The following is a 12,867-nucleotide window of genomic DNA, read 5'->3' on the forward strand; positions in this document are numbered from 1 at the left end:
GCCGACCTTGAGGGGCCGGGATTGCCGTCAGGCGGTCCCGGAGATCCGGAACCCTCACGCGCGGGAGAGCGAACGGCGGCCCCGGAACCGCGGGCGGCGGTTCACCGGGCGTGGACGATGAGGTCGGTGGCCTTTTCAGCGATCATGACGGTGGGGGCGTGGGTGTGCCCCCGGTTGATGACCGGCATGATCGAGGCGTCCACCACGCGGAGGGCCTCGACGCCGCGCACCCTGAGCGCCGGATCCACCACCGCCCCCTCGTCCTCCCCCATCCGGCAGGTGCCGACCGGGTGATAGAGGGTCTCGCTCCGCTCGCGGATCCAGCGGGCGAGCTCCTCGTCGGTCCCCGCGCCCCAGTACGGGTTCATCGGCGGCCCGGCGAACGGCAGGAGCGCGGCGGTGGCGAACAGCTCCCTGGCCTTCCTCAGCCCGGCGATCTGCCGCCTGATGTCCGCCTCCGCCGTCAGGTAGGCGGGGTCGATCACCGCGTCGCGGCCGTTCAGGAGGACACGCCCACGGCTCTCCGGCCGCAGCAGGATCGAGGCGATGGTCAGGCCGTGGCCGGGCGGCGGGGTGAGACCGTGGTCGATGAACGGGCCGGGCGCGAAGACCAGCTCGATGTCGGGGGCCGGCTCGTCCGGGGATGTGCGGATGAACGCCACCGCCTCCCCGACGTTCGAGGTGAGCATGCCGCGCCCGCCTACCAGGAAGCGCAGCAGGTTCCCGATCGACTCGGCGCCCGCGAGCGTGATCGGCCTGGGGCAGTGCAGGATGATGCCCGAGGCCAGATGGTCCTGGAGGTTCCGGCCGACACCGGGAAGGTCGTGAACCGGCTCGACCCCCTCGGCGAGCAGTTCGTCGGCCGCGCCGACGCCCGACAGCATCAGCAGGTGGGGGGAGCCGACCGCCCCCGCCGCCAGGAGCACCTCCCGGCGTGCCCGCACGACCGTCCCGCCGCCCCCGCCGCCTTCCGCGGCGCCGTCCGTGCCCTCGCCGTACTCCACGCCGGTCGCGCGCCCCTCCTCGATCAGCACCCTGCGCACGTGCGAGGAGGTCAGCACGGTGAGGTTGGGCCTTCTGGCCGCGGGCCTGAGATAGGCGTCGGCGGAGCTGCACCGGCGGCCCCGGCGCTGGGTGACGGGGGTGGGGGAGCAGCCCTCGTTGGAGGGGCCGTTCAGCTCGTCCAGCCGGGTGATCCCGATCTCCTCGCAGGCCCGCAGGAACACCTCGGTCACGGGGTTGGGGCTGCGCAGTTCGGAGATGTGGATCGGGCCGGCCGTGCCGTACACGCCGCCGTGGTTGGAGCCGATGCGGCGCTCGGCCCGCCGGAAGTACGGCAGAACCTCGTCGTAGGACCAGCCTGGCAGGTCCCAGCCGTCGTAGTCGGCCCGGTGTCCGCGCACCCACATCTGGGCGTTCATCGAGGAGGAGCCGCCGAGCATCCGGCCACGCGGCCAGTAGAGCCGCCGCCCCGACATCCCGGTCTGCTCGACGGTGGTGAAGTCCCAGTCGTAGCCGGTCTTGAAGAGCTTGGCGAACCCCGCGGGCATCCGGATCTCAAGCCGGTCGTCGGCTCCCCCCGCCTCGATCAGGGCCACCGTCGTCGCCGGATCCGCGGACAGCCGGTTGGCCAGCACGCAACCCGCCGACCCGGCACCCACGATCACATAGTCGTACTCCACGTGTCTCGGTGCCCTTTCGTCGCCTGTACGACCGGCCCTCTCCCCCGTAGGCGGGCTCTCATCTGCTTACTCCGCGATGCTTTGCACGTCAATTTGTGACCATGGTTACCTACCAGTAGGCAAAACGGGCTGAAAGTATGAATGGCTCAGAGCTTGCTCGGAGGAGGACGCATCATGCTCAACCTGTCGATAGTGCTGGAGGATAGCGCCCGGCAGCAGCCCGATCGCACCGCACTCGTCTTCGGTGATCTGCGGCTGCCGTACTCCCTGGTCAACACCATCGCGAACCAGGTCGCCAACCTGCTGGTCTCCAGGGGCGTCGGCAAGGGGGACAAGGTCGCGCTGGCCTGCCCGAACCTGCCCTACTTCCCCTTCGTGTACTACGGGATCCTCAAGACGGGCGCCACGGTCGTACCGCTCAACGTGCTGCTGCAGTCCAGAGAGATCGCCTACCACCTGCGGGACGCCGAGGCCAAGGCCCTGTTCTGCTTCGAGGGCACCCCGGAGCTACCCCTGGGCGAACGCGGGCGGGCGGGCTTCGACGCGGCCGGGACGGCGGAGCACTTCCTCGTACTCCCGGCCACCGCGTTCGCCACCGAGTCCGAGTACGGCGAGACGCTGTGGGCGGCGCTGGACGGCGTGCCCGGCGAGTTCGAGACCGCGCAGACCGCACCCGACGACACCGCGGTGATCCTCTACACCAGCGGCACCACGGGGCAGCCCAAGGGCGCCGAGCTGAGCCATCAGAACATGCTGCTCAACGCCATGGTCTCGGATGAGATGTTCCCGCGCGGCGAGGAGGGCGACGCCTTCCTGGCGGCGCTGCCGCTCTTCCACTCCTTCGGCCAGACCACCGTGATGAACCTCGGATTCCGTCGCGGGGCCACCGTGGTGCTCATGCCGCGCTTCGAACCCGGCCCGGCCCTGGAGTTGATGCGCACCGAGGGCATCACGCTCTTCGCGGGCGTGCCGACCATGTACTGGGCCATGCTGACGAAGATCCACACCGACGGCGACGAGGTGCCCACCTCGCTCAGGGCCGCGGTCGCCGGCGGCGCCTCCTCCCCGACCGAGGTGCTCGGGGACTTCGAGACCACCTTCGGGATCGGCATCCTGGAGGGCTACGGCCTGTCGGAGACCTCGCCGGTGGCGAGCTTCAACCAGCTCGGCAGGCCCACCAAGCCCGGCACGATCGGCACGCCGATCTGGGGGGTGGAGATGAGACTGGTCGACAACGACTGGAAGACGATCGAGGGCGAGGGGCCCGGGGAGATCGCGATCCGCGGCCACAACGTGATGAAGGGCTACTACAACCGGCCGGAGGCGACCGCGGAGGTCATGCGTGACGGCTGGTTCCGGACCGGCGACATCGCCACCCGGGACGCCGACGGCTACTACGCGATCATCGACCGGGCCAAGGACATGATCATCCGAGGTGGTTTCAACATCTACCCGCGCGAACTGGAGGAGGTCTTGATGACCCACCCCGGTGTCTCCCTCGCGGCGGTGGTCGGGGTGGTCCACGAGTCGCACGGCGAGGAGGTCAAGGCCTACGTGATCCGCGCCTCCGGGGCGGCCGTCACCGAGGAGGAGATGGTCGCCTGGTGCAGGGAGAACATGGCGGCCTACAAGTATCCGCGCATCGTGGAGTTCCGTGACGCCCTGCCGATGACCGCGACCGGCAAGATTCTCAAGCGTGAGCTGAGGTAGGCGCCCTCCCCGGCTGCCCGGCGGCCCCCGGTTTCGAGGACCGCCGCCGAAAACCGGGCGGCGCCTCCGGTCGGCGCCGAGGGCCGGACGGAACCGGCGGTACGGCAGGCGCCCGCGGACGGGCCGTACCGCCGGATCGGGGTCAGGGCCAGTCGACGGAGGGGCGGAGCGGCACGCGGGCGTCGCCCTCGGAGTCGAGCTTGACGCCGAGGATCTGGTGCAGCTGGATCTTGTTGCGCTCGAAGCCGACCACGCAGCCGGCCATGTAGAGACGCCAGACCCTGGCCGTGCCCTGCCCGACCTCCTCGATCGCCTCGTCCCAGTGATCGTCGAGGTTGGCGCACCAGTAGCGGAGGGTCTGCGCGTAGTGCTCTCGCAGGTTCTCCTCGTGACGGATCTCGAAGCCGAGGTCCTCCATCTGGCGGATGAGGTGGCCGACCGACTCCAGTTCCCCGTCGGGGAAGACGTAGCGGTTGATGAAGCCGCCGGCGTTGATGGTCTTCTCGGTGCCGGTCGGCCTGGTGATGCAGTGGTTGAGGATGCGCCCGCCGGGGACGAGCTTGTCGTACAGGAACCGGAAGTAGAACGAGAGCTGATCCTTGCCGATGTGCTCCGTCAGGCCGATCGAGCTGACCGCGTCGAACCCCGTCTCCTTGACGTCGCGGTAGTCCATGTGACGGACCTCGGCCAGGTCACCGAGACCGGCCTCGGCGATGGCCTTCTGCGCCCACTCGGCCTGCTGGCGCGAGAGGGTGACCCCCAGCGCCTTCACTCCGTACTCGCGGGCGGCGTGGATGACCATCCCGCCCCAGCCGCAGCCCACGTCCAGCAGCCGCATCCCCGGTTTCAGGCCCAGTTTCCTGGCCACCAGGTCGAATTTGACCTGCTGCGCCTCCTCCAGCGTGGACTGCTCGGCGGGGAAGACCGCACAGGTGTAGGCCATGGAGGGGCCCAGCACCCACGAGTAGAACTTGTTGGACACGTCGTAGTGATGGTGGATCGCCTCGGCGTCACGCTGCTTGGCGTGCCGGCCGCCCATCTTGGCCAGCATGCCGCGCCGTACCTCCTGGGGGGGCGGCGGCATCCGCATCAGCAGGGGCTTGACACCGAGCGCGCGAACGGCGGCGACCTTCTGGCTCATGGGGATGTCGTTGATGGTGAGCGACCACATCCGCGACAGCAGGGAGTACATGTCCCCGTCGACGTCGAGGTGCCCCGACACGTAGGCCCTGGCGAGCCCGAGCTCGCCCGGGGCCTGGGCCAGATAGGCGACCGCCGCCGGAGACCTGACCTCAATGCCGATGCCCGCGCCGTCCGGGCCTGCCTTGCTTCCGTCGTAGGCACTGAAGCGGATACCCGCCTCAGAACCGACGACCATCTCGAAGATCTCTGCGAGCCTCACAGGTTCAACCTCCTAACGCCCCCGCACACACTTGTCGTAGAGGTCGAGCAACCGGCCGCCCGCATCGTATGCCCGCTTTACCGGCCAGTAGGCGATTCCGTTATACAACCGCCAGAATTCGTCCTCTGCGTAGAAAGATGTGGAGTACAGCGACTTGTGCCCATCCAACCGGTGGACCTCACGCTCGATGAGGCGGTTGTAGTAGCCGTCGAACTGGCCCCTGGGCAAGGGGACCGTCCCCCAGAAACCGAAGTTGACATAGAGACGCCCGGGTTGCAAGGGATATATCGGCCACTCACCGGAGGCCTTCAGCGGGCACATCCACACCGGCGTCATGCCGACCCTGTCGTGGAAGAACTCCAGGAACTCGGCACCGCGCTCGACGGGCACCTCGATGTCCTGGATGACCGACTCCTGCGGAGGCAGGCCCCGCCAGCGGTCCACCCGGGCGAGCACGCCGTACCTGCGGTCCAGGCCGACCAGCCTGCGGTAGACGTCGGAACGCATCCACTTGCGCGGCATCAGCGAGCGCACCAGCGCCCCCTGCACACCGAAGGCCCGCGAGCACCAGAACCAGTCCGTGTCCCAGCGCCAGAGATAGTCGCGAACGGTCAGCCAGTCGCGGGTCCTGGTCTGGATGGACCGGTAGTAGATGCGCATACCGGTGTAGTCCGACAGGTAGGGCGCCTTCTCGGCGAAGCGACCGACGGTGAGGTAGAGCTCGCCGGGGCCGAAGAACGTGCCGTCCACGAAGTCGACGGGCTCGCCCTCGTGCTCGCCGCGCTCGCAGATCTCCCTCATGGCGATCATGCACTTGTCGGCGTCGCCGAAGGGAATGTGGGTCAGCCGGACGTACGGCTGGACGGGCTTGAGCTTGATCCGGATCCGGAGCGCGTAGCCGAGCGTGCCGTAGGAGTTGGGGAACGAGCGGAACAGGTCGCGGTGCTCGTTGTCGTCACGCGCCACCACGATCCGGCCGTCGCCGGTGAGGATCTCCAGCTCCTCCACCGACTCGTGCGGCAGCCCGTCGCGGAAGCTGGTGGACTCGATGCCCAGCCCGGTCACCGCGCCGCCCAGCGTGATCGTCTTCAGCTGCGGCACGACGTACGGCATGAGCCCGTGCGCGAGGGTGGCGTCCACCAGGTTCTCGTAGGTGGTCATGCCCTGCACCTCGGCGGTCATGGCCACCGGATCGACCTCGATGACCCGGTCGAGGTCGCGGGCCGACAGCTTCGCCCCCCGGGCACCGTCCCGGAAACGGAAGAGGTTCGTGGTGGCCTTGGCCAGCCGGGGCACCGAGTTGGCCGGGATCGTCGCGTAGGAGTCCCTGATCTGTTCCACGGCACGCCGATGTGCCGACATCTGTGTCATCTGCGTCACAGGACATCACCCCCAGGGATCCCATAGTAAAGATCGGCCCTAGCACGTTATATCTAGGATGTCTCCAGAGCCAGGTGGGACACGTTAAACACGGGGAAACTATAGGGGCGATCCATCCGGAACCCCCTCGCGGCCCACCACCACCGCCCCCGCGGTCCACCGGCGACGCCACCGCATTCGTTCACCGGCTCCGGCGGGGGCGGCCAATCCCACCGGCCCCCGCCCGGGGGAACGCCGATGCCGTCACCAGTCACCGCTTCCGGAAGGTCACTCGCCTCCGCGGGCGTGAAAGCTGCCGAACACCTGGTTCATCAGCCCGGTCTGCCCCTTCCACTCATCGGCGGGGGTGGTCCAGCTCAGTACCACGACCGTGTCGCCGACCGCGACGAAACGGCGTATCTCGTGGTAGGTCACGCCCGGCCTGGCCCATGGCACACCCCCGAGGTCGGTCGCCGCCCAGGTGAACTCCCACTGCAGGCCGGTGCCGTAGGCCAGCGGAATCCGCGCCGTGTCGTCGGAGAGGATCTCGCTCCACTGCGCCGCGCTCTCCCTGACGCTCCGCTGGACCGACTCCAGATCGTCCAGCGGGCCGGGGAGCACCTCCACCGACATGTGCGCGCGGCCGTCGCGCCGGAGCCACTGGGTGTAGCCGGTCTCGGCGGCCCAGTCCCCCCGCCAGGGCGCCGGATACCGGATGGACCAGCTCTCCGGCGCCTTGGCCTGCCAGAGTCTCAGTTCCGTGCCGGGCTCGGCGACCCGGGTCCTGGAGGGCCTGGGCTCCGGCGACCCGCTTGGCGGCCCTGCCCCGGGGTTCTCGGGGAGGGCGACGGGAGACCGCGCGGGCGGATCGGCTCCCTGAGCGGCCGGCGCGGCCGGCTGCGTCATCGCCACGGCCACCGCACCCCCTCCGGCCAGGACCACCGTCGCCGCCACGACCAGTGCGATCCGGCGCCTGTTCCCGCCTCCCTCCCCGCGTCGCCGCCGCCGGGCGGGCATCGCCGAGGTGGGGGCCTGCCGCCCGGCGGGCCTGGACGCGCGGTGGGGCACCGTACCCGACGGGTCGTCGACCGCCTGTGCCAGCAGCAGGTCGGTCTGCTCGGCGCTCAGCCGGTGGGCGGGTTCGCGCTGGAGCAGGCCGGTGAGCACCTCCCTCATCGCCGGGGGCACCCGGCTGAGGTCGGGCTCCTCGGTGAGGAGTGCGCCGAGGGTGGCGATGGCGTCGCGGCGCTCGAAGGGGCCGTGACCGAGCAGCGCCGCGTACAGGGTGGCGCCGAGTGCCCACAGGTCGGACCAGGGGCCGGTGTCGCCGCCCGTGGCACGTTCCGGCGGCAGGAAGCTCGGCGAGCCCGTCACCATGCCGGTCTGGGTCAGCGAGGTGTCGCCCTCCACGGTGGCGATGCCGAAGTCGGTGAGCACGGCCCGCCCCTCGGGGGCCAGGAGGATGTTGCTGGGTTTGACGTCGCGGTGCAGGATCCCGGCGTCGTGGGCCGCCCGGAGGGCCGACAGCACCTGGCGGCCGATGCCGGCCACCTGCCGCACCGCCAGCGGTCCGGCCTCGTCCAGCCCCCGGGCCCTGACGAGTTCCATGATGATCCAGGGGCGGCCGTCCTGCTCGGCGACGTCGTAGACCGCCACGATGTTGTGGTGGTTGAGCCGGGCCGCGGTCCTGGCCTCGCGGGAGGTGCGGGTCAGCTGGCGCCCGTGCTCGGCCGGGGAGAGGTTCGGCGGAAGCAGCACCTCCTTGACCGCGACCGGGCGGTCAAGGAGCGTGTCGTAGCCCTCCCACACCACCCCCATGCCCCCGCGGCCGAGCTCTCTCAACAGTCGATAGCGCCCAGCGACCACCCGTTCACTGTGCGGATACGTCATCGCGCAACCCCTAGATCCCATTCAGCTGAGGCGCAAGCTTCCCATACCACCCAGATGTTGCGTGGCCCCTCTTACGACGTCTTGCCAGATAAAGCCGAATGTTGTTCTATTTAGCCGGAGAAAGGTCGCGGGGCATTACCTGGCAGCCGCTCGACGGAACCGTCTCGCGGGCAGGCCTCCGCTGTGGCGAGGAGAGATCGATGGAGCACGTGAACAGGAGCGGTCCGCTGGCCGGAGTCCGCGTGCTGGAGCTGGCCGGTCTGGCCCCCGGGCCGTTCGCGGGGATGATGCTGGCCGATCACGGCGCCGAGGTGCTCCGGGTGGAGCGGGTCGCCGCCGTCGCCGCCGCCGGGGACAGCCCCCGCCAGGAGGTGATGGACCGGGGAAAGCGGACGATCGGCCTGGACCTGAAGTCCCCCGAGGGCGTGTCCGCCTTCAAGGAACTGGCCGCCCACGCCGATGTGGTCATCGAGGTCTACCGGCCGGGAGTGGCCGAACGGCTCGGCATCGGTCCGGCCGACCTGCACGCGGTCAACCCGCGCCTGATCTACGGGCGGATCACCGGCTGGGGCCAGGAGGGGCCGCTGGCGCCGACCGCCGGGCACGACATCGACTACATCGCGGTCTCCGGCGTCCTGTCCATGCTGGGCCGGGCCGACGAGCGCCCCACCCCGCCGATCAACATCCTCGGCGACTTCGCCGGCGGCGGGCTCATGCTGGCCTACGGCGTACTGCTCGCCCTGGTGGAGCGCGCCCGGACCGGCGAGGGCCGGGTGATCGACGCGGCCATGGTGGACGGCGCGGCGACGCTGTTCGCGATGTTCTGTCACGGCGCCCAGAACGACGTCCAGGGCCCGCGTGGCACGAACCTGCTCGACACCGGCGCCCCCATGTACGACACCTACGAGACCTCCGACGGCGGGTTCCTCGCGGTCGGCGCGCTGGAGCCCAAGTTCTGGGCGGAGATGGTGTCACTGATGGGCCTGTCCGACCTGCCCGACCGTGACGACAGGTCCAACTGGCCCGCGCTGCGCGAGCGGCTGGCCGAGGCGTTCGGCTCCAGAACCCGCGCCGAGTGGGAGGCGGTGTTCGACGGCTCGGACGCGTGCGTCTCCCCCGTGCTGGAGATGTCAGAGGCCGCCGACCACCCGCACAACAAGGCACGTGGTGTGTTCGTGGAGGTCGGTGGCGTCCGGCAGCCCGCACCGGCACCACGCCTGCTCGGCGTGCCCGAGCAGGACCTCTCCCCCGCGACCCGGCCGGCGGACCTGTCCTCCTGGGGCCTGTCCGGCGAGACAGAGGCCAGGCTGCGCGAGGCGGGAGTGCTCGCCTGACGCCGGGGACGGCGGCGGAGCCGCTCCCGGCCGTTCAGCGCAGCGAGGGCAGGATCGCGGCGTAGACGTCCACGCCCCCCGGATGGTGGATCTCCACGTCGGTGGTGAAGGCGCGGGGCGGGGCGCCGCCGGACTCGGTGTGCTTCCGCAACCACTGCCACACCTCCTGGAGCGCGCCCGGCATCGGCCCGCGCGCCTCCAGCTTCAGCGCCTGAACCCCGGGCACCCGCACCGCGACCATGCCCTCGGGCAGCGCGGCGGCGCTGCGCACGGCCACCCCGACGATCTGCGTGTAGGGGCCGTGGTGATCACTCTCATAGTCCGTCAGCACCGCGTAGAGGTTCTCGTCCACCCGCCCGGGCACGTGCGCGAAGGCCCCGGGTGCCCCGGCCCGCGCCCACAGCGTACGGAGCCGCCCCCGCCCCTGCTCCATCTCCTCCGCGTTCGAGGTCCGTACGGCATGGCCCACGACGAGCATCTCGGGCCGGTCAACAACGATCACAGCGCCTCCTCATGGCCACCCTGCTGAACTCACGCAAACCGGATCCTAGTGCCCCGTCCACGCCGCGTTCCCTCTTTGAGATCTTCAAAAGCGGGAACGCTTCCCCGTAACCATTCACCCGATAAGGTGGACGAACGTGAAATTTCTCAATGGGATGACACCGGCCTACGACCTGACCTACAGCGATGTGTTCATGGTTCCGACACGGTCCTCGGTGGGTTCCCGGCTCGCCGTCGACCTGTCGACGCGGGATGGCACCGGAACCACGATCCCCCTCGTGGTCTCCAACATGACAGCCGTGGCCGGACGCCGCATGGCCGAGACCATCGCCCGGCGCGGCGGCATCACCGTGATCCCGCAGGACATCCCGATCGACGTCGTCGCCAACGTGGTCGACTGGGTCAAGAAACGCGACCTGGTGCACGACACACCTCTCACACTCACCCCGCACGACACCGTCGGCCAGGCGCTCAGCCTCCTGCCCAAGCGGTCCCACGGCGCGATCATCATCGTCAACTGGGACAACCGCCCGGTCGGCGTGGTCACCGAGGGCGACTGCGCCGGCGTGGACATGTACACCCAGCTCTCCCAGGTCATGTCCGACCACCTGCTGGCCCTGCCCGCCGGGCTCGACCCGCGCGAGGCGTTCGACCGGCTCCACGGAGGACGCCACCGGCTCGCCCCTGTCGTCGACGCCGACGGGCGGCTGGTCGGCATCATGACCCGGACCGGCGCGCTGCGGGCCACGCTGTACCGGCCCGCGCTCGACGCCTCCGGCAGGCTGCGCGTCGCCGCGGCCGTCGGCGTCAACGGCGACGTGGCCGCCAAGGCCAAGGAACTGCTTGAGGCCGGGGTGGACTGCCTGGTGGTGGACACCGCCCACGGCCACCAGGAGAAGATGCTCGGCGCCCTGAGGGCGGTGCGCTCGCTCGACCCCGGCGTGGCGGTCGCGGCGGGCAACGTCGTCACCGCCGAAGGCGTGCGCGACCTGGCCGAGGCCGGGGCGGACATCCTCAAGGTGGGCGTCGGGCCGGGCGCCATGTGTACCACCCGGATGATGACCGGTGTGGGCCGCCCGCAGTTCTCCGCGGTGCTGGAGTGCTCCGCCGAGGCCCGCCGCCTCGGACGCCACGTCTGGGCGGACGGCGGGGTACGGCACCCCCGGGACGTGGCGCTGGCCCTGGCCGCCGGAGCCGCCAACGTGATGATCGGCTCCTGGTTCGCCGGTACTTACGAGTCCCCCGGCGACGCCCGCACCGATGCGGACGGCCGTAGATACAAGGAGAACTTCGGCATGGCCTCGGCCCGCGCGGTGAAACTGCGCACCGCGGAGGACTCCCCCTTCGAGCGGACCCGCAAGGCCCTGTTCGAGGAGGGCATCTCCACCTCCAGGATGTATCTCGACCCGGTCAGGCCCAGTGTGGAGGACCAGATCGACGCCATCGTGGCCGGACTGCGCTCCTCGTGCACCTACGCGGGCGCGTCCGACCTGGAGGAGTTCCACGAGCGCGCGGTGATCGGCGTGCAGAGCGCGTCCGGCTACACCGAGGGCATGCCACTCCACCAGAGCTGGTAGTCCTGCGGGGGGCAAGGATCATGCCCCCTCTCACCCCCTCTTGCCCCCCGTTCGGGGTGGGGCAGGTGCGGGGCGGAGCAGGTGCGGGGCGGGAGCGCGGAGGCCGTGGCGCTCGGCGCCCCAGCGTCTCGCCTCCCGCACGGAGGGACGGGCCGTCGGCGGCGTGACCGTCGACTGGCTTCTCGGCCCTCGCCTCCCGCGCGGAGGAGGGGTCACCTGTGATAGCGCGACACCACCATCCGCCGGCGACGGTCGTCCAGATACAGCGGCCTGCCCCGATAACGAGTGAGCCGGCACAGTGCCATCAGCCCCATGAGTGCCAGCAGCACCTCGATCATCATGATGAATGCGATCATTTCAGGTTCCTTCGCAGACCAGCACGGCGATCCCTGTCCACCCATCGTCAGTGCTATAGCACATGAACTTAACAGCACATCGCACCGTTTGTCGCCCAATGTCCGCTTTCATTAGGAAAGCTTTCACCCGGAAGCTTTCCCGGGTCACCCGATAGGACAAGGTGCCGGGCGGACACGCATTCTCCCTCCCTCGCGGGGTAGTCACCAGGCCGGATCCCCCTTCTAAGCACGGGAAGGCGAACGGACATGCCAGAACTATCCACCGTCCCGGACACCCAGGTCGTCGTCGACCGGAGAGTGCTGGTCGGCTACGACAACTACCTCGCCGCCCAGCGGGCCGTGGACGGCCTCTCGGACGCGGGCTTCCCCGTCGAGCACGTGGCGATCGTCGGCAGCGATCTGAGGCTGGAGGAGACCGTCACCGGCAGGATGACCAACAGCCGGGCCGCGCTCGCCGGGGCGGGGAGCGGCGTGGTCTTCGGCGCCGTCGCGGGAATGTTCCTCGGGCTCTTCACCTCGACCACGATGTCGTTCATCGTGCTCGTGCTCTGGGCCGCGCTCTGGGGCACGGTGATGGGAGCGGCGTTCGGGTTCATCAACCACTTCTTCACCGGCGGCAAGCGGGACTTCGCCTCACGCAGCGCGATCGTCGCCGGCCGCTACGACGTGCTGGTGGCGGCCTCCCATCTCGACCACGCCCGAGCCGTCCTGGAGAGCGGCTTGCGTCCCGCCGACACCGTGGTCGTTGAGCCTCCCCCGTCGGCCGGGCCGTACGCCCCCGCCGCGGAGAGGCCGACCGCGCCACAGGCCCCCGCCCGGGAGGACGGCTGAGAAGGGCCCCCGTACCACCTCTGAAAGAGGGAGAAGAGCGTGTCCAGGGCTCTCGCCCCACCGAACCGGTGGGGCGAGAGCTCGCGAGGACGACCGGGCGACGGGCACGACGGGCACGGGAGGCATTCGGCGGGCACGGGAGGCACGGCGGGCATGGGGTCGCCCATGGGGGCTATGGGGGGGCATTCGGCGGGGGCGACCTCGGAGAGTCCGAACAGCAGCCGG

10 protein-coding genes are annotated in these 12,867 nt (G+C 70.0%); 4 read left to right on the top strand and 6 right to left on the bottom strand.

Features of this window, described 5'->3' with window-relative positions; translation table 11 throughout:
* Positions 1–101: 101 nt before the first annotated feature.
* Positions 102–1,682, bottom strand: coding sequence for a GMC family oxidoreductase (locus ACWEF2_RS11295; RefSeq protein WP_453814152.1), 1,581 nt, complete (start codon positions 1,680–1,682; stop codon positions 102–104).
* Between the two features lie 174 nt (positions 1,683–1,856).
* Here ACWEF2_RS11295 and ACWEF2_RS11300 point away from each other — a divergent pair, with 174 nt between their 5' ends.
* Positions 1,857–3,392 carry a long-chain-fatty-acid--CoA ligase gene (locus tag ACWEF2_RS11300; RefSeq protein ID WP_453814154.1) on the top strand — a complete coding sequence of 512 codons (1,536 nt, stop codon included), beginning with the start codon at positions 1,857–1,859 and terminating at the stop codon, positions 3,390–3,392.
* Between the two features lie 142 nt (positions 3,393–3,534).
* On the opposite strand, the gene ACWEF2_RS11305 is transcribed toward ACWEF2_RS11300, so the two are convergent.
* The 3 genes from ACWEF2_RS11305 to ACWEF2_RS11315 form a co-directional block, all read right to left on the bottom strand.
* Entirely contained in the window at positions 3,535–4,794 is a 1,260-nt protein-coding gene (locus tag ACWEF2_RS11305; protein WP_453814155.1) for a class I SAM-dependent methyltransferase, read from the bottom strand.
* A gap of 12 nt (positions 4,795–4,806) precedes the next feature.
* Positions 4,807–6,165 (bottom strand): FAD-binding oxidoreductase, encoded by a 1,359-nt coding sequence (locus ACWEF2_RS11310; RefSeq protein WP_453814277.1) that lies wholly within the window; start codon positions 6,163–6,165, stop codon positions 4,807–4,809.
* Between the two features lie 276 nt (positions 6,166–6,441).
* Positions 6,442–8,043 (bottom strand): protein kinase domain-containing protein, encoded by a 1,602-nt coding sequence (locus tag ACWEF2_RS11315; RefSeq protein WP_453814157.1) that lies wholly within the window; start codon positions 8,041–8,043, stop codon positions 6,442–6,444.
* Between the two features lie 200 nt (positions 8,044–8,243).
* Between ACWEF2_RS11315 and ACWEF2_RS11320 the strand changes: the two genes are divergently transcribed.
* Positions 8,244–9,377: a CaiB/BaiF CoA transferase family protein gene (locus ACWEF2_RS11320; protein WP_453814159.1), complete on the top strand. Its 1,134-nt coding sequence runs from the start codon at positions 8,244–8,246 to the stop codon at positions 9,375–9,377.
* Positions 9,378–9,411: 34 nt separating this feature from the next.
* Here the strand turns inward: ACWEF2_RS11320 and ACWEF2_RS11325 are convergent, their stop codons facing one another.
* On the bottom strand, positions 9,412–9,879 hold the full coding sequence (locus ACWEF2_RS11325; RefSeq protein WP_453814161.1) for a GyrI-like domain-containing protein: 468 nt from the start codon (positions 9,877–9,879) through the stop codon (positions 9,412–9,414).
* 136 nt (positions 9,880–10,015) lie between these two features.
* On the opposite strand from ACWEF2_RS11325, the gene ACWEF2_RS11330 reads away from it, so the two are divergent.
* Complete coding sequence (locus tag ACWEF2_RS11330) at positions 10,016–11,455, top strand: GuaB1 family IMP dehydrogenase-related protein (protein ID WP_453814163.1); 1,440 nt, start codon at positions 10,016–10,018, stop codon at positions 11,453–11,455.
* Between the two features lie 212 nt (positions 11,456–11,667).
* Here ACWEF2_RS11330 and ACWEF2_RS11335 read toward each other — a convergent pair whose 3' ends face one another.
* Positions 11,668–11,811, bottom strand: coding sequence for a hypothetical protein (locus ACWEF2_RS11335; RefSeq protein WP_355596125.1), 144 nt, complete (start codon positions 11,809–11,811; stop codon positions 11,668–11,670).
* A gap of 246 nt (positions 11,812–12,057) precedes the next feature.
* Between ACWEF2_RS11335 and ACWEF2_RS11340 the strand changes: the two genes are divergently transcribed.
* Positions 12,058–12,642 (top strand): general stress protein, encoded by a 585-nt coding sequence (locus ACWEF2_RS11340; protein ID WP_453814164.1) that lies wholly within the window; start codon positions 12,058–12,060, stop codon positions 12,640–12,642.
* Positions 12,643–12,867: the final 225 nt, after the last annotated feature.

This window comes from Streptosporangium sp. NPDC004631 (assembly GCF_053601935.1).